The organism is Paractinoplanes lichenicola (genome assembly GCF_016785085.1).
Classification (GTDB): Bacteria; Actinomycetota; Actinomycetes; order Mycobacteriales; family Micromonosporaceae; genus Actinoplanes; species Actinoplanes lichenicola.
Genome location: NZ_JAENHO010000001.1, coordinates 992310 through 1016159 on the forward strand (window position 1 = coordinate 992310; position 23850 = coordinate 1016159).

The window sequence follows — 23850 nt, forward strand, 5'->3', positions numbered from 1 at the left end:
GCATGCCGGCGGCGCATGGCTGAGCATGGACGGATGGCCGAGTTCTCGCTGAGCGGGCTGCGGGCGGTGCAGCAGGTCGCCGCGACGGGGTCGTTCACAGCCGCGGCCGACGCCCTCGGCTACACCCAGTCCGCCATCTCGCGGCAGGTCGCCGCCATGGAACAGGTCGCGGGCGCGCCGCTGTTCGAACGGCACGCCCGGGGCGTACGGCCCACGACCGTCGGCGAGGTGCTGCTGCGGCACGCCACCGTGCTGCTCGACGCGGCCGCGGCCGCCGAGCGGGAACTGGCCGCCGCCCGCGAGCGTCCGGCCGGGCGGCTCGTCGTCGGCGTCTACCCCACCGGGCATCTCGTGCTGCTGCCCCGCGCCCTCGCGCTGCTGCACCAGGAACATCCCGGCATCGAGGTCAGCCCGCACAGCAACGGGTCGCGGTCGCTGCTGCGGATGCTGCGGGCGCACCAGGTGGAGGTCGCGATCATCGTGCGCGCGCCCGGCGACGACTACGACCTCACCGGCCTGCGGCACGAACGGCTGCTGGGCGCCCGGCTGCGGGTCGCGGTGCCCGACAACCACCGGCTCGCCGGGCGGGTGTCGGTGACGCCCGACGACCTCCGCGACGAGTCCTGGATCGTGGGCGCGGCCGGCCCGGGCGACGGCCACCTCGGGGCCTGGCCCGGCATCGACCAGCCCCGAATCGCGTACGCGGTCAAGGACTGGCACGCGCGGCTCGGCATGGTGGCCGCCGGGCTCGGCATCACCCAGGTGCCCGGGTCGGTGATGTCGATGATGTCCCGGGGCATCACCGCCCTGCGGGTCGACGACGACGGCCCGCACACCCGGCACGTCCTCGCCGTGACCCCGCAGACCGGCAACCCGCTGGCGGCCACCTTCGTCGGGGTGCTGCGCCGGGTGGCCGGCGCAGACGCCCTGTGAACGGTCAGGCCGGTGGCAGCGCCCTGATCACCGTCTCGGTGACCGTGGCCGCGGCGCCCTTGGCGGTCATCCGCAGCGAGGCATAGCCGGTTCCCGTCAGGGCGGCCCGGTAGGTGCCGCCGGCCCCCGGGCGGACCGCCACCGCCTGCCACGTCGCGCCGTCGTCGTAGGACGCCGCGAGCGTCATCGACCGGGTGCCGGCCGGGGGCGTCAGGCGGACCCCGGAGGCGAGCGGCTCGATCCGTACGGTGTCGAGGGCCGGCGCCGCCGCCGGGTCGGTGAACGTCCAGTCGACGGTGGAGGCCGTGGACGAGACGGCCACGGCGGGGCGGCTGTGTTCGAGGCGCAGCCGATAACCGGCCCGGTTCCGTGGCGCCCGGAGGGTGGCCTCGCCGGCGAGGTCGGCGAACGCCACCTGCTGACCGTCGCGGAACAGGGTCGTGCGGCCGGTCGCGCCGGTGGTGGTGCCGGCGTGCCCGGCGCTGTCGCAGTCCATCGCGACCCGCACCCGCAGCCGGTCCCCGGTCCACGTGATGCCGTCGCCGGTCAGGCAGGGTGCGATGACGGGGGCGTTGTAGGCGGCCGTGTACTCGCGGCCGGCCTCGTAGCGCCGCGGCTCCCCCACGACGCGTACCTCTTCGTAGCCTTCTTCCTCCCGCCACTCGTACAGTCCGGTGCTCCACGAGACACCGCCGGCCGTGCTGAAGTAACGGTTCGCGGACGCGTCGGTGGTGAGCGCGGCGAACGTCAACGGGATCCCGGGAACGTGCACGCCCGCCATCATCTCGAGCTGGCTGCCGGTCAGCTGGTGGCCGATCTCGCCCGTCTCGGCCGCCAGGTCGCGGGCGGTGACCGTGCCGGTGAAGCCGTTCGGCGCGCGTCCCTTGAGCGGCCAGGCCAGGTGGTAGACGCCGGTGCCGGACGTGTAGGCCAGCCGCACCAGCGAGGTCAGGGCGTCGCCGTTCCCGCCGAGCTGCGCGCTGCGCAGGGTGCCGCCGTAGCTGTTGGCGGCGTAGGCGGCCCAGCCGGTCGGCGTCCGTACGCCGAACTCGACCGCCCCGGCGTCGAACCGGGCCCCGGCGTCCGGCAGCGTGGCGGTCACGGGCTTGGCCGTACGGGTGTCCACAGTGATGTCGGTGGCGGCGGTGACCGTCACCGCGGGCTGCGCGATCGCGACGCTGGTGTAGGTGCCGTCCGCCGCCTCGGCGAAGTACTGGGTGAGGATCGCGTACCGCCCGGTGGGCACGCGCAGGCTCAGATCGGGCGTCCACGGGTAGTCGAAGACGCTGTCGTGCAGGTACGGCGTGTCCAGCCCGATGACCTGGGTGTAGTGGTCCTCGGTGGGCAGCCCGTCGAGGCCGAGCACGTGCAGGTCGAGGCCGGCGCGGGCCCGTTCGCGCACCACGGCGACCGGGGTGGTGACGACCTGGTCGCCGGCCGTGGCGGTGAGCCGTCCGGTGTGGGCGCCACCGGTCACGGTGGCCGGGACAGCGACCTGGGCGGTGGCCACTCCGCCGGCGGCGACGGTCAGCGTGGTGGTGCTGACCGTGAACGGTGCGGTCACGCGGAGGGCGAGCTTGAGTGGCCGGGGTCCGTGGTTGCGATAGGTGACGCTCTTGGCGGCGGTCTGCGTGCCCAGGCTCAGGCTCGGCGGGTCGGCCACCACGGTCGCCTTCACCGCGCGGGCCACGTCGATCCGGCCCGCGCCCTGCGAGTACGCGCCGAGCCCGTCGGTGGGCCGGGCCGCACCCATCAGGCCGGCCTTGAGCTGCGCGGGCGTCCAATCCGGGTGCTTCTGGGCGAGGATGGCGGCGCCACCGGCCACGTGCGGCGCGGCGAACGAAGTGCCACTGCCCACCTCGTACGGGCCCGGGCCGGCGTCGACGCTGAGCGCGTGCGTGATATCGACGCCGGGGCCGGTGATCTCGGGTTTGATGCTCTCGCCGTCGAGGCCCGGTCCCCGGCTGCTGAAGTCGGCCAGCCGGTCGTCGGAGTCGACGGCCCCGACGCTGAGCGCGGCCGGGGCGTCGGCCGGCGAGTTGATGAGGTAGTCGTCGCCGTTAGCCGGGTCGTTGCCGTTGTTGCCGTCGTTGCCCGCGGCGACCACGAACAGGGTGCCGTAACGGTCGGTCAGCTCGTCGACCGCGGTCTCGAGCGGGTCGTTGCCCGGGGTGTTCGGGAAGCCCAGGCTCATGTTGACGACCTTGGCCCGCTGGGCGCCGGCGACCCAGTCCATGGCGGCGATGACCGCGGACTCGGTCACCTCGAAGTCGCCGACCTTGGCCGAGACCAGCCGGACACCCGGCGCGACGCCGCGGTAGCGCCCGTCGGACGCCGTGCCCTGCCCGGCCAGGATGGAGGCGACGGCGGTGCCGTGGCCGAGCCGGTCGTGCACGTCCTCGGTGGTGGGTGTGCCGGTCGAGAAGTCGGTCTGCGCGGCGACGACCGGGGCGAGGTCGGGATGGGTGACGTCGACCCCGGAGTCGATCACGCCGACGGTCACCCCCGCGCCGGTGAGCCCCTGCTGCCAGGCCAGGGGCGCGCCGATCTGCTGGGCCCCGGCGGCCGCGGTGAACGTGCCCTTGGCGTCGAGCCAGACCTTGCCGGCGCCGGTGCGGGCCTTCCAGTCCCGGGCCAGGTTCCGCTTCGGCGTACGGACGGCGGTGGCCCCGATCCCGGCCAGGGTGCGCACCCGGGCCCCGCTCACGGCGGCGCCACCGCTCGTGATCAGCGGCAGGTCGGCCCGCCGGTCGTCGTAGCCGGCCGCGACGAGCCCGGTGACGTCGAACAGCCGGGCGTCGAGCTTGTCCGCGCGCAGCAGCGGCAGCGCGTCGGCCGGGACGACCCGGGCGCGGCCGCCGGCCGTACTGGTCGCCATGGGGATGCCGGACCGGCCGGGCCCGGGAGTCACCGTGACGGCGCCCCCGTCGAGGGTGACCCGGTCGCCGGTGATCAGCGTGACCGTCCGCGCCGCGACGGCGGGCGTCACCTCGGCGGCGTGCGCCGCGCTCCCGGCGACGACCACGGCCGACAAGGCCAGGACCAGCGCACCGGCCGCAGCCATCGATCTTCTTCGTGATGTGAACACAACCACGAAGACGCGCCCGGGCCGGATTTTGTTGACCGCCTCAGCCGCCGTAGTGATTCCAGGACCACACGGCAGCGAACGCCACAGCGCCAAGAACCACGAGCATCATCAGAGCGAACACGGCGGGCCAGGCCCACGCGACGGGTTCCCGGTCGTTCGGTGCGACGGTCATGTTCACTCCCCTGGCTGCCGGTGCGCTGACACCTCGATTCTTCGGCGCGGCGCCCCTCGGCACATCTGCGGCCAGTCGGATCCCGACCGGCCCGACTACGACCAAGGTCGTAGGCCCGGTCATCCGCTAGGTTGGTCAGCACGCTCCAAGAAGACGCCTTTACTGGGGCGCCGGAAGTACCCTGAATCGACGAGTACCTCCTCAACGATGTAGCAGGTGTCCTCGGCCTCGACCCCGACCGTCTGACGTGCATTCTCCCCGGTCAGAGCGGCGCCCAACGCTGTCGGCAGCATCGCCTTGAAATGCCGGAAGCCGTCCATCTGCGCCAACGCCTCCACGGCCTTGGCCGGAACCGTCCCCCGAACGGGACTGTCACTCAACAGGTAGACAAGCGTCTTTGCGAAAACGACTAGCTCGAACACGTGATCAACCTGAACCTCGATCGTGTCCGGCCGAGTCTTCGACCCGAAGATGTCTGCAGCCGAAGCAACCTTACGAGGATCTACCCACATAGTTTTAGGCACAAAACAGACATTAAGTCAGCATCGAACCTGCAGTCAGAGCACGGGCTGCCATCTCACCCGGGAGAGTCCGCCCCGGGCCACACTCAGTCCGCCATGTTGGTGTTCTGCTCGCCGAAGTTCCACCTCCAGTCGAGGCGGTGACGGCCGAACGGCTTGTGGCTGCCCTTGCCCGCCGGGAGCAGCTTGATTTCGCCTTCTCGAAGATCTCCCGCACGATCCCGGCGCGGGCGGGCGCCGGCCGGCGCGGCGGCGCAGTTAGTGGCGACCGCGGCCACCGCGGCCAGGGCCGTCGCGAGTCGTGCAGTCCTCATGGGAGTTCCCTCACGCTTCGAGGGATGGGATGCCGGCCGGGCACCATCCATCATCGACTCCCCCGGCGCTCCCGTCGTCCATCGCCGGCGGGAGGTCGCTCTTCCTCCAGCGGGTGAGACACGTCTGTTCCGCACTGGCGCGGGCTGGTTACTGTACGACTACCGTCGATGACTCGTCGTCACGACGGGGTCTATGACTTCGGGGGACGTCATATGAGTCAGTCGATGCCCAGCTGGGCGCCGCCGCAGCAGCCGCGGCCGCCGGCTCCGCGCAAGAACTCCGATCGCCTGGCAGTCGCCGTGGGCAATGCCTCGTTGCTGAGCGTCGGGTACATGATGGCGCGGCGCGGTGGACTTGCCTTCTTCAGTTTGCTCGTGACCTTCGGGCTGCTCGTGATCGCCGTGCCGCGGGTGCACAGCACGACTATCGAGATCGTCGCCGTGGGCTGGTGGCTGATCATGGTTGTGCACGGCTGGTTCCTCGGCGGGGGTTACGTCGACACCCGTACGAAGGTCACGCAGCGGATCGTGGCGGTGTGCTTCGCCCTGCCCGTGCTGCTGGGTCTCGGCCTGTTGCGCGCGGACGCCGGGGAGATCGGGCAGACCGTGACCGACGCCCGGGCGAGCGGCGACTGCACGTACGCGATGGACAGCCTCGACAAGGTCTGGTTCGGGCTGCGCATCGCCAACGCTCCCCTGGCCGTGCGGGGCGACGCGACCGTCGAGGCGTGCCGGCAGTTGCGCGACGCGGGGGCCGACCTCACCACCGCCCTGAACGGCAGCCCGACCGAGCTCAACCGGGGTTTCGCGACCCTCGGGAGCGTGCTGGCCGAGCGGCCGGGGCACGAGAGGATGGTCGACACCACGCTCGACGGGTTCCTTACCGCGCTGCCGGGACCGGAGCCGTGCGGCACGGTGCAGGTCACCGAGTGGCTGGGCAAGCGGCCGGCCAGCAACAACACCCTCGACCGGTCCGCCGAGGTCGTGCCCGAGCTGGAGCCGAAGGCGCTCACCGGCTGCGCCGACTCCTACCTCGCCGACAAGAAGTGGCAGCAGGCCCGCACGACCTATCAGCAGCTGATCAAGCGATACCCGAACGACCCGGGCAAGGCCAAGGCGCAGGACGGCATCCTCAAGGCCGACATCGCCATCGAGCTGGACACGGTCCGCCAGCGGCTGCAGGGCGGCCTCGGGAGCGGCCAGCCCCCGTACTGCGGCAATCCGGCCAAATACCGGCTGGCCCGGCCGGTCAGCAAGGGCACCAACAAGACGCTGTTCTACGGCAACAGCACCCAGATCGGCCGGCTGCCGGGCTCGTGGAAGGCCACCGACGTCACCAAGGCGGTGCTGGTCGTCTGCGTCGGCCCCGACACCCGTGGGGCGGCCACGCGCACCTGCTCGTATCGCGGCCAGTTCGGCCTGGGCCGCCGCTATCCGGTGACCTTCCACAAGGTCGCGGTGCGGGTGAAGGCGTACGAGATCCGCACCGGCCGGCTGGTGTCGAACCGGGCCCTGCAGTTCGGCGGGTCCAGCTGCCCGGCCACGATCTCGTACCGGACGCCGGCGTACGGCATCGACACGGGGCCGCCGCGACACATGGACGTCAAGATCAACGCGAACGACGTGCGGGCGCAGTTCCAGAAGGTCATCACGCGCTGACGGGCCGCGCGGATCGGGCTCGAAACGAGAGGTAGGCTGACGCCCATAGATCAACGCGCCTCCACGGTGGACGCGATGATCCACTTCGGTGGGAGGAGTGGCGTGGCGGAGAACCCGGCCGGCGACGGCAGCACTGACGCGGCGAAGCTGGACGCGGACACACCGCAGACGGCCCGCATCTGGAACTACCTGCTCGGCGGCAAGGACAACTTCGCGGCCGACCGTGCCGTGGGTGACCAGATCACCGGGGCCATGCCGCATCTGGGGCCGTATGCCCGGTTGAGCCGCAAATATCTGGCGCGGGCCGTGCACTACCTCGCGACCGAGGTCGGCATCCGCCAGTTCCTCGACGTGGGCACCGGCCTGCCGACCGCCGACAACACGCACGAGGTGGCGCAGAAGGCCGCGCCCGACTCCCGCATCGTCTACGTCGACAACGACCCGCTGGTGCTGGTGCACGCGCGGGCCCTGCTGACCAGCGACCCGCGCGGCGCCACGGCCTACGTCAGCGCCGACCTGCGCGAGCCCGAGGTGATCCTGGACGAGGCGGGCAAGACCCTCGACTTCAAGCAGCCCGTCGCGCTCATGCTGATGGGCATCCTCGGCCACGTCGAGAGCGACGACGCGGCCCGGGCGATCATCGGCCGGCTCATGTCGGCCTTCCCGTCGGGCAGCTACCTGGCGATGTACGACGGCGGCGACACCGACGAGTCGGTGGTCGAGGCGACGCGGATCTGGAACGTCGCGGCCGAGCCGAAATATCACCTGCGCAGCCCCGAGCGGATCGCCGGGCTCTTCGAGGGCCTGGAGCTCGTCGAGCCGGGCGTGGTCTCGGTGACCCGGTGGAAGCCGGACGAGGAGGCCCTCGCCGCGCCCGACATCGCCCAGTTCGCGGCCGTCGGCCGCAAACCTTAACTCCATGGCGTCGGGAAACGAAGCCGGCGGCTCGGCCGTACGCCGGATCCAGCTGGGCGCCCGGCTTCGTGCCCTGCGGCTGGCCAACGGGTTGTCGCGCGAACAGGCGGGCTTCCCGATCCGCGCGTCCGAATCCAAGATCAGCCGGATGGAGCTGGGCCGGGTCGGCTTCAAGGAACGTGACGTCTCCGACCTGCTCACGCTGTACGGCGTGCACGACGAGGCCGAACGGCAGCGGCTGCTCACGCTCACCCGCGAGTCGAACCTGCCGAGCTGGTGGCACAACTACGCCGACGTGCTCGACACCTGGTTCCAGAACTACCTCGACCTCGAGCAGGCCGCCGAGCTGATCCGCACGTACGAGGTGCAGTTCGTCCCCGGCCTGCTGCAGACCGACGCGTACGCCCGGGCCGTGATCAAGCTGGGCTTCGGCAACGCCCAGCCCGAGGAGGTCGAGCGCCGCGCGGCCCTGCGAATGAACCGCAAGCGGCTGCTCGACCTGCCCGACGGCCCGCGCCTGTGGGCGGTGCTGGACGAGGCAGTGCTGCGCCGCCCGATCGGCGGCTACGAGGTGCTGCGGGCCCAGATCGAGTCGCTGATCGAGGTCTCCACCAAGCCCTCGGTCCGCCTGCAGGTCATGCCGTTCAGCTCGGGCGGCCACGCCGCGGCCGGCGGCGCCTTCAGCATCCTCCGCTTCCCCCACGAGGACCTGCCCGACATCGTCTACATCGAACACCTCACCAGCGCCGTCTACCTCGACAAACTCGCCGACGTCGACAAATACACCGAGGCCATCGGCAAGCTGTTCATCGAGGCCGATCCGCCCGAGCACACCGCCAAGACCCTCCGCGCCATCCTGGACGACCTGCCGCCCGCCTGACGATCAGGCCTCGGGGATCGGGCGGCCGAACGTTGCGAGGGTGACGTCGGCCGGTTCCGGGCCGCCGCGCTTGCCGGTTTCCAGGGCGTCGATCGCCGTCAGCTGGTCGGGGGTCAGGTCGAAGTCGAAGACGTCGAAGTTCTCGGCGATCCGCTTCGGGTTGGTCGACTTCGGGATCACCTGGCGGCCCTGCTGCAGGTGCCAGCGCAGCATCACCTGGGCCGGGGATTTCCCGTACGCCCGGGCGATGTCGCCGATCACCGGGTCCTCGAGCGTGCTGGTGTGGCCGCTGTCGCGGTAGAACGTGATGCCCCCGATCGGCGCCCACGCCTGGGTCAGGATGCCGTGCCTTTCCCCGTACGCCTGGACGTCGCGCTGCTGGAAATAGGGGTGCACCTCGATCTGGTTGACCGCGGGCACCACCGTGGCCTTGTCGAGCAGCTCGGTCAGGTGCTCGACCATGAAGTTGCTGACCCCGATGGCCCGCACCTTGCCGTCGGCCAGCAACGTCTCCAGGGCCCGGTACGCCTCCAGGGTCCGGCCGAACTCCGACGGCAGGGCCTGGTGCAGGATCAGCAGGTCGATCCGGCCGACACCCAGCTTGGCCGCGCTCTTCTCGAAGCCGTGCAGGGTCTCGTCGTAGCCGTAGTCGCTGATCCAGATCTTGGTCTCGACGAAGACCTCGGCCCCCGACTTCGCCACGGCCTCGCCGACCGGCCGTTCATTGCCGTACGCGGCCGCGGTGTCCACATGCCGGTAGCCGGTCGACAGCGCGGTCTCGACGGCGGCGGCGGTCTCGTCGGGCGGGGTCTGGAAGACGCCGAACCCGAGGACGGGCATCTCGACGCCGTTGTTGAGCGTGTAGTTGTTCACGGTGGTTCCTCTCAGCGGCGGCGGGCGGCCGGGTGCAGGGACGGGCTGACCCAGCCGTTGTCGGCCGGGTTGAGGGTGACGCCGGGCGCGACGATCTCGTCGATGCGGTCGAGCACGTCGTCGGTGAGCGCGACGTCGGCCGCGGCCAGTTGCGAGTCGAGGTGCTCCATCGTGCGCGGGCCGATGATCGCGCTGGTGATGCCCGGGTGCCGCAGCACGAACGCGATGGCCAGCTCGACCAGGCTGAGGCCGGCGTCGTCGGCCACCTTGGCCAGCGCGTCGGCCGCCTCGAGCTTGCGCTGGTTCTCGGGCAGCTTCAGGTCGAAGCGGTTGGCCAGCCGCTGCCGGGCCACCGACTGCGGCCCGTCCTGCTCCGCGCCGACGCGGTAACGGCCGGACAGCCACCCACCGGCCAGCGGGCTGTAGGACAGCACGCCCATGCCGTACTTCTGGGTCAGCGGCAGGATCTCGTTCTCGATGTTGCGGGTCAGGATCGAATACGTCGGCTGCTCGGTGACGAACCGTTCCCGCCCGCGATCCCGGGCGATGTATTGCGCGTCGACCAGCGCCGACCCGGGGAAGGTGGAGTGCCCGATGTAGCGGACCTTCCCCGCCCGTACGAGATCGGTCAGGGCGCCCAGTGTCTCGTCGAGCTCGACCCCGGGGTCGTAGCGGTGCATCTGGTAGAGGTCGAGGTGGTCGGTGCCCAGCCGGCGCAGCGAGTTCTCGACCGCGGTCATGATCCACCGGCGCGAGCCGCCGCGGTGGTTGGGGCCGTCGTCGAACGGCATGAAGAACTTGGTGGCCAGCACGACGTCGTCCCGCCGGCCCTTGAGCGCCTTCCCGACGATCTCCTCCGACTCGCCCTGCGAGTAGACGTCGGCGGTGTCGACGAAATTGACGCCCGCGTCGAGCGCCCGGTGAATGATGCGGATGCTCTCGTCGTGGTCCTTCGTGCCCCACTCGCCGAACATCATCGTGCCGAGGCACAGCTGGCTGACCTGGACGCCGGTGCGTCCCAGCGGTCGCAATTCCATGATCTCTCCTCCGGTCAGGCGGGAAGCAGGCGGATGGTCTGCGGGGCGACCTGCGCGCCCTCGGCGAAGGTGACGCAGCTCCAATCGTCGGCACGGTTCGAGAGTAGGCACGGGCCCGGGGCCGCTGGGAGGTTCTGGTGCAACCCCCCTCGCGAGCCTCGAAGGGGGTACTGACAGAGCCTCCCTGTGCTGCTCAACCCGCTATACCGTGGGACCATGGCTATCCGCGACACGGCACCCTTGCACCCGCGCACCGCGGCAGTGGCCGCCGTCATCGCCTTCGCCGCCGCCGCGTTCGTCACCTTCGACCCGTTGCGGGCCGAACCCGCGACCGGTGCGGACGGGCCGGGCGCGTCCGTCTTCGTCATCGAGGACACGACGCCGGCCTGGGACTGCCCGTGGGAGCCGCGGGCATGAACCACCGCAGCGAGATCCGCGACTTCTTGACCACGCGGCGCGCGCGCATCACGCCCGAGCGGGCTGGGCTGCCGTCCTACGGCACCACCAGGCGGGTGCCGGGGCTGCGCCGCGAGGAGGCCGCGATGCTGGCCGGGGTCAGCGTCGACTATTACACCCGCCTCGAACGCGGCAACCTGGCCGGTGTCTCCGAGAGCGTCCTCGAGTCGCTGGCCCGGGCCTTCCAGCTCGACGATGCCGAGCGCGAGCACCTCTACGACCTGGCCCGGCAGGCCAACAAGAGCCCCCGCCCGGCCCGGCGCCGCACCACCCCGGCCGTCCGCCCGGTCGTGCAGCAGCTGCTCGACGCGATGACCGGCGCCCCGGCCTACGTGCGCAACGGCCGGCTCGACATCCTCGCGGCCAACCAGCTCGGCCGGGCCGTGTTCGCGCCCCTGTTCGAGGGCCCGCCCAATCTGGCCCGGTTCATCTATCTCGACCCGGCCTCGCAGGAGTTCTACCGCGACTGGGAGCAGCTGGCCGAGGACGTGGTCGCGCTGCTGCGCGGCGAGGCCGGGCGGAACCCGTACGACCGGGGTCTGACCGATCTGATCGGCGAGCTCTCGACCCGCAGCGAGATCTTCCGCACGAGCTGGGCCGCCCACAACGTGCGGCTGCACCGCAGCGGCGTCAAGCGGCTGCGCCACCCGCTGGTCGGCGACCTCTCCCTCGCGTACGAGTCGATGGAGCTCACCGCCGACCAGAATCTGCGGCTCAACGCCTACAGCGCCGCGCCCGGCTCGGCCGACCAGGACGCGCTCAACCTGATCGCCAGCTGGGCCGCCACCACCGCGAAGGAACGCGCTTAGGCATCAGTCGCGCGCCGTGGTGGAGGGGATGACGCGCCAGGCGATCACGGCGCCGACGACGAGCAGGACGGCCCCGATCAAGGTGGTGGCCTGCATGCCCCAGGTGAAGGCGTGCCGGGCCTGGTCGAGCAGCTCACCGCCGGCCGGCAGGGCCCGGGAGGCGGAGGCGAGCGACTCGTTCACGGCGCTCCCCAGCTCGCCCGGGGTGACGTCGAGGTGGAGCCGATAAAGCGCGGTATGCAGCGAGCCCAGGATCGCGATGCCCAGGGCGATGCCCAGCTCGTACGCGGTCTCGGAGATCGCGGAGGCCGCGCCGGCCCGTTCCCGGGGCGCGACGCTGACCACGGCGTCGGTGGCCAGTGTCATGGCGATGCCGACGCCGAGCCCGGCCACGGCGGTGGCCACGCCGAGCCAGAGATAGCCGGAGGCGCCCTCGGCGAACGAGAGCAGCGCGAACCCGGCCGCTGTGACCGCGAGCCCGGCGCCGATGGCCCGGCCGGTGCCGAGCCGGGTGGTCAGCCGGCCGACGATCAGGACGACGGCGATCGACGCGAGCGTCATGGGCAGCTCGGCCAGGCCGGCCCGGAGCGGGCCGAACCCGCGTACGAGCTGCAGGTATTGCGAGAAGGTGAAGAGCAACCCGCTGAACGCGAGGATCGCGACCGTGGTGGCGGCGACGGCCCCGGAGAACGCCGGGAGCCGGAACAGCGAGATGTCGATCAGGGGGGTGGTCAGCCGCCGCTGACGCCTGACGAACAGCACGCCGGAGCCCGCGCCGAGCGCCAGGGCCAGCAGCACCGGCCCGGTGAGGCCCGCGTTGAAGACCTCCTTGACCGCGTACACGATCGGGACGATGGCGGCGATCGACAGGACGGCGGACAGCAGGTCGAACGGGCCGGCTTGGGGGTTGCGCGACTCGTCGAGCAGCCAGAACCCGCCGGCCAGGACGATCAGCATCACCGGGATGTTGATCAGGAAGACCGAGCCCCACCAGAAGTGCTCCAGCAACACCCCGCCGACCAGCGGCCCGAGCGCGGCCCCGGCGGTGGCCCCGGCCGACCAGACCGCGATAGCCCGGGTGCGCTGGCGGGGGTCGCGGAACGTGTTGCGGACGATCGACAGCGTCGACGGCATGATCGTGGCCCCGGCCACGCCGAGCAGCACGCGGGCGGCGATCAGCAGCTCGGCCGACGGGGCGAAGGCCGCGAGCGCCGACGCCGCGCCGAACGCGAAGCTGCCGATCAGCAGCAGCCGCTTGCGGCCGATCCGGTCGGCCAGGTTGCCCGTGACGATCAGCAGGCCGGCCAGCGCGAACGAGTAGACGTCGACGATCCAGAGCAGCTGCGTGGCGCTCGGGCCGAGGTCGGCGGTCATGCTCGGCACGGCCAGGGCCAGCACGGTGCCGTCCACGGCGAGCAGCACCACGGTCAGGGTCAGGACCGCCAGCGCGGCCCACTGCCGGCGGCCGGCCAGCTGAGGGTCAGTCGAGGTCAACGGCATGTCGTCGACCTTACAGACCATATGGTCGGTAGTGCCAACTGGATTATTGGTAAGCTGGGTCATATGAGCCCGACCGACACCTCAGCCGGCCCCACCCGCAACACCGAACGCACCCGGCTCGCGATCTTCGCGGCCACCGCCCGCGCGGTCGTGCGGCACGGCGCGGGCGTCTCCATCGGCAAGATTGCCGAGGAGGCCAAGGTCTCCAAGGGCGGGCTGCTGCACCACTTCCCCTCCCGGGAGGCGCTGTTCGAGGCGGTGGCCACCGACCTGATCGAGAGATTCCGGCAGGACGTGTACGCCCGGGTCGACCTGGCCGAGAACCACCCCGGCAAGCTGCTCCGCGGCTACGTGCGGGCCATGTGCGCCGACCTGGACCCGGACAGCGCCGGCAACACCGCTTGGGAGGCGCTGATCATCTTCCGCTCCTCGCCCGGGGTCGCCGAGCTGATCCACGCCGACGCCGAACGCTGGGACGTGGAGCTGACCGCGGACGGCCTCGACCCCGACCGGGTCGCTCTCGTCCAGCTCGCCGCCGACGGGCTGTCCGCCCTCGTCCTGCAGAGCGCCGAGCTCGCCCAGCGGCACCTGGTCCGCATGCGGCCGCTGCTGCTGGAGCTCACCGAGAACAACACGCGTCCCAGCTGACCGGCAGCCGTTCATTCAGGAGCGCAGGGTCTCGCTCGGGCGGCGGCCGAACATGTCGCGGTACCGCACCGAGAAGCGGCCCAGATGCGTGAACCCCCACCGGTGCGCGATGGTGGCCACCGTCTCGACGGAGGGGTCGGCCGCCCGCAGGGCGTTGTGCGCGTGGTTGAGCCGGACCCGCAGCAGGTAGCCGATCGGGGTGGTGTCCAGGTGCCGCCGGAAGCCGGCCTGCAGGGCCCGCACGCCGATGCCGGCCGCGGCCGCGATGTCCTCCAGCGTGATCGGGTCGGCGGCGTGGCCGTCCACATAGGCGATCGCGCGCCGGACCGCGGCCGGCGTGATCGGCTGCGGGCCGGCGACATAGCTGGTGGTCATGGTGGTGTTGGGGAAGACCGTGACCGCGGTGGCCGCCGCCGCTTCGATCAGGCTGGTCAGCATCAGCTCGTTGATGCCGGTCTCGCCCGGCGCGGCCAGCATCCGGATCAGATAGACGACGGTGTCGGCCCAGCGGCGCCCGGCCGCGGCGGAGATCGGGGTCACCGCGTCGAAGCGGAAGTCGGCCGCCTTGACGCCGAGCCGGGCCGCGACCCGGTCCACCGCCTCCATCGGGAGCTGGCAGACGTACTGGTCGCTGCGGTCCAGCACCAGGTCGAGCGTGGCGTCGGGCGGATACAGGATGACCTCACCGGCTTCTGCCTGACCGTGCCGGTCGCCGTCGGACACCGAATAGCGGCCGGAGAGCACGGACGAGGTCAGCAGAGTCCGGAACGGCTCGGTGTGGAAGCTCATCGTGGCCAGATATCTCGGCCGGTCGATGACCAGCCCGCCGGCCGAGATCAGGCGGGACCGGAACTCGAAGTCACGGCCGTTGCCGGTCAGCCGCGGCACGTGATCGACGTAGCGCCGGCTGATCAGATCGCGCACTTCGTCGAAGTTCCGGGACTCCGTGGCGGCGCGGATGATCGGAATCTGCTGTGCGGGCATGTCAGCCTCCTCCCGCGCGACGTTACGACCGCGAAGCCGCCATGCGAAGTCCAGTAATCCGGTCGAGCCATCGATTGATCGAGCTGATAGGTTATTGCCAAAGATTGGCAAGAACTAAGGGGTGGCGGTGACGACCGTTCTCTCGGAGACCCGGGAGCACGACGTGCTCGGAATCGGCGCCCGGCGTCGCCGCACGACGCTCCGGCTGGCCGTCTTGACCGTCGGCCTGCTGGTCACCGGGGTGATCGCGGTCGGCACGGGAGCGATCGCGATCGGCCCTGCGACAGTGGCCCGCATCCTCGCCCACCAGCTGTTCGGCGTGGGCGACGTGACCTGGACACCGCCGCAGGAGGCGATCGTCTGGCAGGTGCGGCTGCCCCGCGTGCTGCTCGGCATGCTCGTGGGCGCCGGGCTCGCCGTCTGTGGTGTGGCTCTGCAGGCCATGGTCCGCAACGTGCTGGCCGATCCCTACCTGCTGGGCATCAACTCGGGGGCGTCCAGCGGCGCCGCCGCGGCCATTCTCTTCGGGGCCGGCGCCGGTTTCGGCCAGTACGCCCTGTCGACCAGCGCCTTCCTCGGCGCGCTGGCCGCCTCGCTGCTGGTCTTCGTGATCGCCCGCAGCGGGGGCCGGGTCACCTCGATCCGCCTGCTGCTGTCCGGCGTCGCCGTCGGGTACGCGCTCTACGCCACGACCAGCTTCCTGATCTTCGCCTCGGGGTCGGCCGAGGGCTCCCGGTCGGTGATGTTCTGGCTGCTCGGCTCGCTCGGCCTGGCCCGCTGGGACGCCCTGCTCACGGTGGCCGCCCTCGTGATCGGCGGCACCACGCTCTGTCTGACCGTCGCCGGGCGCCGGCTCGACGCACTGGCCGTCGGCGACGAGACCGCCCACACGCTGGGCGTCAACCCGGACCGGTTCCGGATGCGGCTGCTCGTGATCGTCTCGTTGTGCGTGGGCGTGCTGGTCTCCGCGTCCGGCAGCATCGGCTTCGTCGGCCTGGTCATCCCGCACCTGGCCCGCCGGCTGGTCGGCGCCCCGCACGTCCGCGTCGTGCCGGTCGCCGCGCTGCTCGGCGCGATCCTGCTGGTCTGGGCCGACGTGATCGCCCGCGTCCTGCTGGCCCCGCAGGAGATCCCGATCGGCATCATCACCGCGCTGCTCGGTGCCCCGTTCCTGCTGATCCTCATCCGCCGACTGCACGCCGGAGGCACCGCATGAAGAAGATCGCCGTCCTGTCCGCCGTCCTGCTGGTGACCACCGGGTGCGGGGGCGCCGCCGACGGCGCCGCGAGCGAGGCCGCCGCGGGTTATCCGCTCACCGTGAAGAACTGTGGCGTCGACGTCACCTTCGACAAGGCGCCCGAGCGGACCGTGCTGCTCAAGAGCGCCGCCGTGCCCTACCTGCACGACCTGGGGGTGCTCGACCGGGTCACCGCCCGCGCCGGGCAGTATCCGAAGGAGTACTACGACGCGGCCACGCTGGCCGAGCTCGACAAGATCCCGCTGCTGACCGACAAGACCGACACCAGCGGGCACCTGCAGATCAGCAAGGAAGTCGTGATCAGCCAGCAGCCCGACCTGGTCTTCGGCGAGGTCGACAACCTGTCGCGCGACACCCTGTCGGCCGTCGGCATCCCGCTGCTGGAGGAGCCGGCGATGTGCCCCGACAACACGGTGGTGCCGAGCTTCGACGACATCTATGCGCAGCTGGAGACGTACGGGAAGGTCTTTGCCCGGCCCGAGCGGGCGGCCACGGCGGCCGGCGCGCTCAAGGATCGGGTCGGCAAGATCGAGAAGACCGGGAACGGGCGTACGGCGGCGGTGCTCTACCCGACCGTCGGCGGCGGGGTCACGTACGCGTACGGGTCGACCAGCATGGCCCACCCGCAGCTGGAGGCGGCCGGCTTCACGAACGTGTTCGGCGAGAGCAAGGAGCGCGTCTTCGAGGTGACCCTCGAGGAGCTGCTGGGCCGCAACCCCGACGTGCTGATCCTGCTCTACGGCGACGGGGACCCGGCGCAGGTCGAGCAGGCCGTGACCAGCCTGCCCGGTGCCGAGAAGCTCCAGGCCGTGCGGAACAAGCAGGTCATGACCCAGCTGTTCAATTTCACCGAGCCGCCGTCGCCGCTGTCGGTGGACGGTCTGGAGCGGATCGTCGAGCGGTTCCAGCAGTGATCCAGGCGTCCGAGGTGTCGTGGCGGTACGGCGCCGCGCCGGTGATCGACGGCGTCAGCGTGGCCGCGCGGCCGGGTCGCGTGCTGGGGCTGATCGGGCCGAACGGCTCCGGCAAGACCACGCTGCTGCGGCTGCTCTACGGCGCCCTGCGCAGCCCCACCGGCCGCGTCACCGTCGACGACGATCCGCTGCCGCGGCTGTCCGCGCGCGAGACCGCGCTGCGCATGGCCGTCGTCGTCCAGGAGACCGGTGGCGAGACCGCGCTCAGCGTGGCCGAGATGGTGCTGCTCGGCCGGGGCCCGCACCTGTCGACGTTCCAGCGCACCGGCCGGGCCGACCACGAGATCGCCGCCCGCTGCCTGGCCCGCGTCGGCGCCACCCACCTGGGCCCGCGCCCCTTCAGCGGGCTCTCCGGCGGCGAGCGCCAGCGGGTGCTGATCGCCCGCGCGCTGGCCCAGCAGGCCACCCACCTGCTGCTCGACGAGCCGACCAACCACCTCGACATCCGCTACCAGCACGAGGTCCTCGGGCTGGTCCGCGGCCTGGGCACCTGCTCGGTCGTCGTGCTGCACGACCTCAACCTGGCCGCCCGCTACTGCGACGACCTCGTGCTGCTGGGCGCGGGCGGCGTGGCCGCGGCCGGCCCCGTCGACGAGGTGCTCGACCCGGCGACCCTCGAACCGGTCTACGGCATCGGCATCAAGCGCCTCGACCTCGACGGCCACCTGCACCTGCTGTTCCACCCGTTCGCCCAGGAGGCCGCATGACCACTCAGGACCAGATCAACGACTACTGGACCGGCCGCGCCCCCAGCTACGCCGCATATCAGCTGCAGCCCGACCGGCTCGCCGACGACATCGCCGCGTGGTCGCGGGTGTGGGCCGGCGCGCTGCCACCCGCGCCGCTGGACGTGCTCGACGTCGGCACCGGCAGCGGCCAGGTCGCGGCGATCCTGGCCGGGCTGGGTCACCGCGTCACGGGCATCGACCTCGCCCCCGGCATGCTCGAACAGGCGCGTTCCTCGTACGGGAATGTGGATTTTCGCCTCGGTGACGCCGTCGAGCCCGACTTTCCCGAGGCCGGCCTCGACGCGGTCACCGGCCGATACGTCATGTGGACGCTGCGCGATCCCGAGGCCGCGGTCAAGAACTGGATCCGCCTGCTGCGCCCCGGCGGCACCGTCGCGGTCGTCGACAGCACCTGGTTCCCGAACGGCCCGCAGGACTTCTACGACCCGTCGGTGTGGCAGTCCCTGCCGCTCGCACAGGCCACCGACATCAACCAGACCGCCGCGGTGCTCTCCCGTGCGGGACTGGCCGACGTCACCGTCACGCCCCTGACCGCCATTTACGAACTGGACGAGAAGTACGGCGTGGCGCCCGGCCACGAGGTGCAGATGCAGTACCTCATCACCGGACGGGCCTGATGGACTTCCGGGACGCGCTGCGCGGCCGCCGGATCGTCCGCAACTACCGCACCGAGCCGATCCCGTACGAGGTGCTGGAACGCGTCGTCAAGGTGGTGCACCGCGCCCCCAGCGCCGGTTTCAGCCAGGGCCACCGCCTGGTCGTGGTCACCGACCCGGGCGCTCGGGCCGCCCTGGCCGCCGTGGCCGAGCCCTGGTATCTGGCGAACGGCTTCGAGCCGCGGCGACGTCGCCCTGGCCGGGGTGATCACGCTCGGCTATCCGGCCGACGACCCGGGGGTGCCCACGGCCAGGCTGGCCAAGCGCCGCAAGCCGCTCGACGAGCTCGTTACCTGGCGTCGCTGAGCGCTCTCGTCGCGGCCTGCGCGAAGCGCCGGCCCGGCGTCGGTTCATGAGCTGAGGGCGCCCCGGCTGGATCACCGCTCCGGAGCGCCCTCATGAGCCGGAATGACGGGTCACGGTCAATAGCGCCACAAGGCTCGTAAACGTCTGACTTCATTTTCGTGCGGGGCGGTGGGAACTAGTCGCCGCCGGGTGTCGACCAAGCAACTGCGCCATCCCCGAAATTCGACGCCTGTGAATACCCCGACGAGGAGCCCATGACCGCCACCCAAGCGCCGCCCTCCCCCGTGCCGGTTCGCCGGCGGTCGTCGCGGCACGCCTTCGGGCCGTTGTTGCTGCGGCTGCACTTCTACGCCGGGATCTTCGTCGCGCCGTTCGTGTTGCTGGCCGCGCTGACCGGGGCCGCGTACGCATTCACCCCGCAAATCGAACGAGCCGTGTACGCCGACGAGCTGACCGTCACCCCGGGCGGCACCGCCCAGCCGCTCTCTGCGCAGCTCGCGGCGGCCCGCGGCACGCATCCCGAGGGCGACATCGCCGCGGTCCGGCCCGGTTTCGGCGACACCGCCACCCAGGTCGACTTCACCGCGCCCGAGCTCGACTTCGACCACAAGCACACCGTGTACGTGAACCAGTACACCGGCGAGGTCAACGGGCAGCTCACCACGTGGTGGGTCAGCACCCCCGTACGGACCTGGTTCGACGACCTGCACACCAACCTGCAGCTCGGCGAGATCGGCTTCTACTACTCCGAGTTCGCCGCCAGCTGGCTGTGGGTCCTCGCCCTGGGCGGCGTCGCGCTGTGGTGGCGCCGGCAGCGCGGCAAGCGCATGCTGCGCCCCGACCTGTCCGCCAAGAAGGGCGTCCGGCGCACCCGTGGCTGGCACGCGTCCACCGGGCTGTGGCTGTCGGTCGGCCTGCTGTTCCTGTCGGCCACCGGCCTGACCTGGTCCAACCACGCCGGCGCGAACTTCAACGCCGCGGTCGACGCGCTCAAGGGCAGCCGGCCCGCCGTGTCGACCGAACTGACCGGCGCGGCGGCCGCTCCCGCCGGCGGCGGTCATCACGGCGGGGGAAGCGCGACCGAAGGCGGCGGCACCCCGGTCGATCCGGCCGCCATCGACCAGGTGATGCGGGTGGCCGAGGCCAACGGCATCGGCGGCAAACTCACCGTCGCCGTACCCGAGACCACCGGGACGGCGTGGACGGTCACCGAGGAGGACGCCCGCTGGCCGGTCGGCCGCGACAGCATCGCCGTCGACGCCGCCACCGGCACGGTCACCGATCGCAGCGACTTCGCCGACTGGCCGTTCATGGCCAAGCTGACCCAGTGGGGCATCTACGCCCACATGGGTGACCTGTTCGGCCTGGCCAACCAGGTCGTGCTGGCGCTGCTGGCCTTCGGCGTGATCTGCGTGATCGTCTGGGGCTACCGGATGTGGTGGCAGCGCCGCCCCACCCGCGCCGACCGCCGCGCCCCCGTCGGCGCCCCGCTCGGCGAGCGCGGCGCCTGGCAGAACCTGCCGCCGTGGGCCATCGCCGTCGGCGTGCCGGTCGTGTTCGGCCTGGCCTGGGTGCTGCCTCTGTTCGGCATTCCGCTGGCCGCCTTCATCGCCGTCGACCTCGCCCTCGCCGCCTGGCGCGGCCGCCGGCGCCCACCTACGGAGGCGCCGGTGTCCCCCGCTCCGGCCGGCCGCTGACGGTACGGCCGTCGGCGTTCGTCATCACCACGGGACGGTGTCTCCCGAGTAGTCGAGGAATTCGAGGCCGGGCCGGTCGCGCTTCGCGAGCAGGACGTCGACGACTTTCGGGATGTTGTCGTCGATGGTGAACGGCGCGTCCGGCCCGCCGATGTCGGTCTTGATCCAGCCGGGCGCCATCAGCACGAGCGCGCGAGCGGTGCCCTCGGGCTGCCGGGCGGCGTACCCGCGCATGAACATGTTCAGGGCGGCCTTGCTGCCCCGGTAGAGCGGGGGACGCGCTCGCCGGACGCGCGGCGCTCGACCGGCGGCACGGCAACGAGGCGGTCGGAGGTTGACTGTGTCGCTGCGCCATGGTTTTCACTGGCCCCGTCATCATCGGAGGGGGCGATTCAGGTGCGTAAAGCTTTGTCGGTCGTCGTGGTGGTGGCCGTTGCCGCCACTGCGGCGGTCACGGTTCGAGCGGAGTCGGAAGCGGCGGCCACGGGCGGGTTGCGGTGGGGGCCGTGTCCGGCCGAGGTCGCCGCGCCCGCGTTGGAGTGCACGACCGTACGGGTGCCGTTGGATTATCGGAAGCCGGAGGGGCGGCAGCTCGACATCGCGGTCTCGCGGCTCGTGAGCAAGAACCCCGGGCAGCGGCGGGGCGTGCTGCTGACCAATCCGGGCGGGCCGGGCGGGGCCGGGCTGAGTCATCCGGCCACGCTGGTCAACCCGATCTTCCCGGAGCCGCTGCCGCGGAGCGTCCAGGACACGTACGACGTGATCGGTTTTGATCCTCGTGGGGTGGGCCGCAGCGCGCCGGTGACCTGTGATGTGACGCCGGAGCAGATCGCGCGGCGCAACTTCCCCTATCCGAACGACGCGGCCGACGTGGTGCGGGACGCCACGATCTCGAAGGCGCTGGCCCGGCAGTGCGCGACGTCGGCGACGGCCTGGATGTTGCCCCACATCACCACGGCGAACACCGCCCGCGACATGGATCGGATCCGGCAGGCGCTGGGCGAGCCGAAGATCTCGTTCCTCGGCGCCTCGTACGGCACATATCTCGGCGCGGTCTACACGACGTTGTTCCCGAGGCGCAGCGACCGCATCGTGCTCGACAGCAACCTGGGGCCGGGCGGTTACGACCGTACGGGCTTCCGCCGGCTGGCCCTCGGTCTCGAGGACCGGTTCCCCGACTTCGCGAAGTTCGTCGCCGCGAACCCGCAGTACGGGCTGGGCACCACGCCGAAGCAGGTGCGGGCCAAGTTCTCCGAACTCGCCGCGCGGCTGGACAAGGCGCCGGCCCAGGGCATCGACGGCTCGCTGTTCCGGGGCATCACGTTCGACGCGCTCTACGTCGACGCGGGCATGCCCGGCCTGGCCGCGAAGTGGCAGGCGCTCGACACCGGCCGGCCGCTGCCGCCCGACCCGGTTCCCGCGGACGCGGACAACCTGATCTCCAGCCGCCACCACGTGGTCTGCGGTGACTCCCGCTGGCCGCGGTCGGTGCGCAGCTATCAGCGGGACGTCGCGGAATTCCGGATGCGGTATCCGCTGATCGGTGCGGCCGCCGCCAACATCACGCCGTGCGCGTTCTGGCCGTCCCCGATCGAGCCGCGGGTGCGCATCACCGACCGGGGACCGTCCAACGTGCTCATGGTGCAGAACCTGCGCGACCCCGGAACCCCGCTGGCCGGGGCCCGGGAGTTGCGGCGGGCGTTCGGCGACCGGGCCCGGATGGTCACGGCCGATCAGGGCGGCCACGGCGCGTACGGGCTGTTCGCCCGCAACACGTGCGCGAACGATGCGGTGACCGCGTTCCTGACCACCGGGCGACGGCCGGCCCGCGACCTGGCCTGCGCGGCCGAGGCGAGTTAGACCGGCACGCTCAGCCGCTGCTCGAGCCGGACCTGTTCGGTGACGTCGTAGGCGTACTTGATCACCTTTACCGGCTTGCCGGACAGGTCCAGGATCGGGTTGTAGCTGGACTGGAGCCAGACGTCGCGCCCGTCCCGGCCGAGCCGGTGGAAGCGGCCGGAGCGGAACTCGCCGGTGCGCAGCGCCGCCCACAGGCCCAGGTATTCGTCGGACTCGGCGTACTCGGGGGTGCAGAACATCGAGTGGTGCCGGCCGACGATCTCGTCCAGGGAATACCCGACCGTACGGAGGAAGTTGTCGTTGGCCGTGCGGATGCGGCCGTCCAGGTCGAACTCGATCACGGCCTGCGAGCGGTCGATCGCGGCCAGCCGCCCGGCCAGCTCGACGTTGCGCAGCTTCTCGGCCGTGACGTCGTTGGCGAACTTGACCACCTTCACCGGCTTGCCGTCGGCGTCGAGGATCGGGTTGTACGTCGCCCGGATCCACACCTCGCTGCCGTCCTTGGCGATGCGGCGGTATTCGGCGGAGTGGAACTCGCCGCGCGCCAGCATCTCCCAGAATGACTTGTACTCGGGGCGGCCCGCCTCGGCGGGGTCGACGAAGATCCGGTGGTGCCGGCCGGCGATCTCCTCCTGGCGGTAGCCCATCAGGTCGAGGAACGCGTCGTTGGCCTCGAGCACGGTGCCTGCGAGGTCGAACTCGATGACCGCCTGCGAGCGCCGGATCGCGGTGACCTTGCCCTCGAAGTCGGCGTTGCGGGTCTTGGCCTCGGTCACGTCGACGGCGAACTTGACGACCTTCCACGGCTTGCCGTCGATGCCCAGGATCGGGCTGTAGACGGCCTGCAGCCAGACGTCGCGCCCGTCCTTGCCGTAGCGGTGGAACTCACCGGAGACGAACTCGCCGGCCCCCAGCTTGCGCCAGAACTCCTGGTACGCCTGCGACTGCGCGTCCTGGTCGGAGACGAACATCCGGTGGTGCCGGCCGACGACCTCGTCGCGGGCGTAGCCGACCAGGGCGAGGAAGTTGTCGTTGGCGTCGAGGATGTGGCCGCCGAGGTCGAACTCGATGACCGCCTGGGAGCGCGTGATCGCCTGGATCTTGCCCTGCGCGTCGGCCGCGGCCCGCTTGCCCGGGGTCACGTCGAGGGCGTGCTCGACCACCTTGACGACCTGGCCGGCGCGGTTCTTGACCGGCACCCAGCTGGACCGGATCCACCGGTCGCGGCTGCCCTGCCAGACCAGCCGGAACTCGCCAGTCGAGTTGCCGCCGGAACGCAGCTGGTCCCACAACTCGGTGTATTCGGCCGACGCGGCCACCTCGGGCGAGACGAACGAGCGGTGATCGGTGCCCACGATCGCGGCCGGGTCGGCCCCCACCAGCTCGGCGAAGGCGTCGTTGGCGCGCAGGATCCGGCCCTGCGGGCTGTACTCGGCCGTGGCCGATCCGCGCTCGTACGCCTCGACCTGGCTCTGAAGCTCGGCCAGGAGCTCGTCCGTGCTACCCGTGGTGGCCGTCTGATCCGACAAGTCCGTGTCCTCCCGCTCGCGTGCTACCTGAT

24 protein-coding genes are annotated in these 23850 nt (G+C 71.4%); 14 read left to right on the forward strand and 10 right to left on the reverse strand.

Features of this window, described 5'->3' with window-relative positions; translation table 11 throughout:
- The first annotated feature begins 15 nt into the window (after window positions 1–15).
- Window positions 16–933 (forward strand): LysR family transcriptional regulator, encoded by a 918-nt coding sequence (locus tag JKJ07_RS04405; RefSeq protein ID WP_202989890.1) that lies wholly within the window; start codon window positions 16–18, stop codon window positions 931–933.
- A 4-nt stretch (window positions 934–937) separates the two neighbouring features.
- Here JKJ07_RS04405 and JKJ07_RS04410 read toward each other — a convergent pair whose 3' ends face one another.
- From JKJ07_RS04410 to JKJ07_RS04420, 4 genes are all read right to left on the reverse strand, one after another.
- The gene (locus tag JKJ07_RS04410; RefSeq protein ID WP_202989891.1) at window positions 938–3997 is read right to left on the reverse strand and encodes a S8 family serine peptidase; all 3060 of its coding nucleotides are present in this window, start codon (window positions 3995–3997) and stop codon (window positions 938–940) included.
- A gap of 64 nt (window positions 3998–4061) precedes the next feature.
- The gene (locus tag JKJ07_RS51025; RefSeq protein WP_268919051.1) at window positions 4062–4193 is read right to left on the reverse strand and encodes a hypothetical protein; all 132 of its coding nucleotides are present in this window, start codon (window positions 4191–4193) and stop codon (window positions 4062–4064) included.
- A 119-nt stretch (window positions 4194–4312) separates the two neighbouring features.
- Window positions 4313–4615, reverse strand: a complete 303-nt coding sequence (locus tag JKJ07_RS04415) for a hypothetical protein (RefSeq protein WP_202989892.1) — start codon at window positions 4613–4615, stop codon at window positions 4313–4315.
- 185 nt (window positions 4616–4800) lie between these two features.
- Window positions 4801–5028 carry a hypothetical protein gene (locus tag JKJ07_RS04420; protein ID WP_202989979.1) on the reverse strand — a complete coding sequence of 76 codons (228 nt, stop codon included), beginning with the start codon at window positions 5026–5028 and terminating at the stop codon, window positions 4801–4803.
- 213 nt (window positions 5029–5241) lie between these two features.
- Here JKJ07_RS04420 and JKJ07_RS04425 point away from each other — a divergent pair, with 213 nt between their 5' ends.
- The 3 genes from JKJ07_RS04425 to JKJ07_RS04435 all read left to right on the forward strand — a co-directional run bounded on the left by JKJ07_RS04425 (window position 5242) and on the right by JKJ07_RS04435 (window position 8482).
- Window positions 5242–6687: a tetratricopeptide repeat protein gene (locus JKJ07_RS04425; RefSeq protein WP_202989893.1), complete on the forward strand. Its 1446-nt coding sequence runs from the start codon at window positions 5242–5244 to the stop codon at window positions 6685–6687.
- Between the two features lie 102 nt (window positions 6688–6789).
- The gene (locus tag JKJ07_RS04430; protein ID WP_202989894.1) at window positions 6790–7602 is read left to right on the forward strand and encodes an SAM-dependent methyltransferase; all 813 of its coding nucleotides are present in this window, start codon (window positions 6790–6792) and stop codon (window positions 7600–7602) included.
- A 4-nt stretch (window positions 7603–7606) separates the two neighbouring features.
- On the forward strand, window positions 7607–8482 hold the full coding sequence (locus JKJ07_RS04435; RefSeq protein WP_202989895.1) for a Sco1979 family transcriptional regulator: 876 nt from the start codon (window positions 7607–7609) through the stop codon (window positions 8480–8482).
- Between the two features lie 3 nt (window positions 8483–8485).
- Here the strand turns inward: JKJ07_RS04435 and JKJ07_RS04440 are convergent, their stop codons facing one another.
- Window positions 8486–9355 carry an aldo/keto reductase gene (locus tag JKJ07_RS04440; RefSeq protein ID WP_307834112.1) on the reverse strand — a complete coding sequence of 290 codons (870 nt, stop codon included), beginning with the start codon at window positions 9353–9355 and terminating at the stop codon, window positions 8486–8488.
- 11 nt (window positions 9356–9366) lie between these two features.
- Window positions 9367–10392 carry an aldo/keto reductase gene (locus JKJ07_RS04445; RefSeq protein ID WP_202989896.1) on the reverse strand — a complete coding sequence of 342 codons (1026 nt, stop codon included), beginning with the start codon at window positions 10390–10392 and terminating at the stop codon, window positions 9367–9369.
- 216 nt (window positions 10393–10608) lie between these two features.
- On the opposite strand from JKJ07_RS04445, the gene JKJ07_RS52190 reads away from it, so the two are divergent.
- Both JKJ07_RS52190 and JKJ07_RS04450 read left to right on the forward strand, forming a co-directional pair.
- Window positions 10609–10809 (forward strand): hypothetical protein, encoded by a 201-nt coding sequence (locus JKJ07_RS52190; RefSeq protein WP_369076993.1) that lies wholly within the window; start codon window positions 10609–10611, stop codon window positions 10807–10809.
- Window positions 10806–11657 (forward strand): helix-turn-helix transcriptional regulator, encoded by an 852-nt coding sequence (locus tag JKJ07_RS04450; RefSeq protein ID WP_369076994.1) that lies wholly within the window; start codon window positions 10806–10808, stop codon window positions 11655–11657. The genes JKJ07_RS52190 and JKJ07_RS04450 overlap by 4 nt, the downstream gene beginning before the upstream one ends.
- Before the next feature lie 3 nt (window positions 11658–11660).
- Here the strand turns inward: JKJ07_RS04450 and JKJ07_RS04455 are convergent, their stop codons facing one another.
- Window positions 11661–13157 carry an MFS transporter gene (locus JKJ07_RS04455; RefSeq protein WP_202989897.1) on the reverse strand — a complete coding sequence of 499 codons (1497 nt, stop codon included), beginning with the start codon at window positions 13155–13157 and terminating at the stop codon, window positions 11661–11663.
- 63 nt (window positions 13158–13220) lie between these two features.
- Between JKJ07_RS04455 and JKJ07_RS04460 the strand changes: the two genes are divergently transcribed.
- Window positions 13221–13805, forward strand: a complete 585-nt coding sequence (locus JKJ07_RS04460) for a TetR/AcrR family transcriptional regulator (RefSeq protein WP_202989898.1) — start codon at window positions 13221–13223, stop codon at window positions 13803–13805.
- A gap of 15 nt (window positions 13806–13820) precedes the next feature.
- Here the strand turns inward: JKJ07_RS04460 and JKJ07_RS49605 are convergent, their stop codons facing one another.
- Window positions 13821–14789 carry an AraC family transcriptional regulator gene (locus JKJ07_RS49605; protein WP_236028242.1) on the reverse strand — a complete coding sequence of 323 codons (969 nt, stop codon included), beginning with the start codon at window positions 14787–14789 and terminating at the stop codon, window positions 13821–13823.
- Window positions 14790–14916: 127 nt separating this feature from the next.
- Between JKJ07_RS49605 and JKJ07_RS04470 the strand changes: the two genes are divergently transcribed.
- From JKJ07_RS04470 to JKJ07_RS04495, 6 genes are all read left to right on the forward strand, one after another.
- On the forward strand, window positions 14917–16005 hold the full coding sequence (locus JKJ07_RS04470; protein WP_202989899.1) for a FecCD family ABC transporter permease: 1089 nt from the start codon (window positions 14917–14919) through the stop codon (window positions 16003–16005).
- Window positions 16002–16961, forward strand: a complete 960-nt coding sequence (locus JKJ07_RS04475; protein WP_202989900.1) for an ABC transporter substrate-binding protein — start codon at window positions 16002–16004, stop codon at window positions 16959–16961. The genes JKJ07_RS04470 and JKJ07_RS04475 overlap by 4 nt, the downstream gene beginning before the upstream one ends.
- Window positions 16958–17728 (forward strand): ABC transporter ATP-binding protein, encoded by a 771-nt coding sequence (locus tag JKJ07_RS04480; RefSeq protein WP_202989901.1) that lies wholly within the window; start codon window positions 16958–16960, stop codon window positions 17726–17728. Before JKJ07_RS04475 ends, JKJ07_RS04480 begins: the two co-directional genes overlap by 4 nt.
- Complete coding sequence (locus tag JKJ07_RS04485; protein WP_202989902.1) at window positions 17725–18387, forward strand: class I SAM-dependent methyltransferase; 663 nt, start codon at window positions 17725–17727, stop codon at window positions 18385–18387. Before JKJ07_RS04480 ends, JKJ07_RS04485 begins: the two co-directional genes overlap by 4 nt.
- Complete coding sequence (locus JKJ07_RS04490; protein ID WP_202989903.1) at window positions 18387–18782, forward strand: nitroreductase family protein; 396 nt, start codon at window positions 18387–18389, stop codon at window positions 18780–18782. Before JKJ07_RS04485 ends, JKJ07_RS04490 begins: the two co-directional genes overlap by 1 nt.
- Before the next feature lie 204 nt (window positions 18783–18986).
- Window positions 18987–20429: a PepSY-associated TM helix domain-containing protein gene (locus JKJ07_RS04495; RefSeq protein ID WP_202989904.1), complete on the forward strand. Its 1443-nt coding sequence runs from the start codon at window positions 18987–18989 to the stop codon at window positions 20427–20429.
- A 24-nt stretch (window positions 20430–20453) separates the two neighbouring features.
- Here the strand turns inward: JKJ07_RS04495 and JKJ07_RS04500 are convergent, their stop codons facing one another.
- Complete coding sequence (locus tag JKJ07_RS04500) at window positions 20454–20663, reverse strand: Rossmann-fold NAD(P)-binding domain-containing protein (protein ID WP_202989905.1); 210 nt, start codon at window positions 20661–20663, stop codon at window positions 20454–20456.
- Window positions 20664–20825: 162 nt separating this feature from the next.
- On the opposite strand from JKJ07_RS04500, the gene JKJ07_RS04505 reads away from it, so the two are divergent.
- Window positions 20826–22289, forward strand: coding sequence for an alpha/beta hydrolase (locus JKJ07_RS04505; RefSeq protein WP_307834114.1), 1464 nt, complete (start codon window positions 20826–20828; stop codon window positions 22287–22289).
- Here JKJ07_RS04505 and JKJ07_RS04510 read toward each other — a convergent pair.
- A complete protein-coding gene (locus tag JKJ07_RS04510; RefSeq protein ID WP_202989906.1) occupies window positions 22286–23818 on the reverse strand; it encodes a PAS domain-containing protein in 1533 nt (510 codons plus the stop codon). The genes JKJ07_RS04505 and JKJ07_RS04510 overlap by 4 nt on opposite strands.
- Window positions 23819–23850: the final 32 nt, after the last annotated feature.

Bases quoted from the DNA above. Each gene is read 5' to 3' on its own strand.
- JKJ07_RS04405 (WP_202989890.1), top strand. From the start codon at position 16: ATGGCTGAGCATGGACGGATGGCCGAGTTCTCGCTGAGCGGGCTGCGG.
- JKJ07_RS04410 (WP_202989891.1), bottom strand. From the start codon at position 3,997: ATGGCTGCGGCCGGTGCGCTGGTCCTGGCCTTGTCGGCCGTGGTCGTC.
- JKJ07_RS51025 (WP_268919051.1), bottom strand. From the start codon at position 4,193: ATGACCGTCGCACCGAACGACCGGGAACCCGTCGCGTGGGCCTGGCCC.
- JKJ07_RS04420 (WP_202989979.1), bottom strand. From the start codon at position 5,028: ATGAGGACTGCACGACTCGCGACGGCCCTGGCCGCGGTGGCCGCGGTC.
- JKJ07_RS04425 (WP_202989893.1), top strand. From the start codon at position 5,242: ATGAGTCAGTCGATGCCCAGCTGGGCGCCGCCGCAGCAGCCGCGGCCG.
- JKJ07_RS04435 (WP_202989895.1), top strand. From the start codon at position 7,607: ATGGCGTCGGGAAACGAAGCCGGCGGCTCGGCCGTACGCCGGATCCAG.
- JKJ07_RS04445 (WP_202989896.1), bottom strand. From the start codon at position 10,392: ATGGAATTGCGACCGCTGGGACGCACCGGCGTCCAGGTCAGCCAGCTG.
- JKJ07_RS52190 (WP_369076993.1), top strand. From the start codon at position 10,609: ATGGCTATCCGCGACACGGCACCCTTGCACCCGCGCACCGCGGCAGTG.
- JKJ07_RS04450 (WP_369076994.1), top strand. From the start codon at position 10,806: ATGAACCACCGCAGCGAGATCCGCGACTTCTTGACCACGCGGCGCGCG.
- JKJ07_RS04455 (WP_202989897.1), bottom strand. From the start codon at position 13,157: ATGCCGTTGACCTCGACTGACCCTCAGCTGGCCGGCCGCCGGCAGTGG.
- JKJ07_RS04460 (WP_202989898.1), top strand. From the start codon at position 13,221: ATGAGCCCGACCGACACCTCAGCCGGCCCCACCCGCAACACCGAACGC.
- JKJ07_RS49605 (WP_236028242.1), bottom strand. From the start codon at position 14,789: ATGCCCGCACAGCAGATTCCGATCATCCGCGCCGCCACGGAGTCCCGG.
- JKJ07_RS04475 (WP_202989900.1), top strand. From the start codon at position 16,002: ATGAAGAAGATCGCCGTCCTGTCCGCCGTCCTGCTGGTGACCACCGGG.
- JKJ07_RS04485 (WP_202989902.1), top strand. From the start codon at position 17,725: ATGACCACTCAGGACCAGATCAACGACTACTGGACCGGCCGCGCCCCC.
- JKJ07_RS04490 (WP_202989903.1), top strand. From the start codon at position 18,387: ATGGACTTCCGGGACGCGCTGCGCGGCCGCCGGATCGTCCGCAACTAC.
- JKJ07_RS04495 (WP_202989904.1), top strand. From the start codon at position 18,987: ATGACCGCCACCCAAGCGCCGCCCTCCCCCGTGCCGGTTCGCCGGCGG.
- JKJ07_RS04500 (WP_202989905.1), bottom strand. From the start codon at position 20,663: ATGCGCGGGTACGCCGCCCGGCAGCCCGAGGGCACCGCTCGCGCGCTC.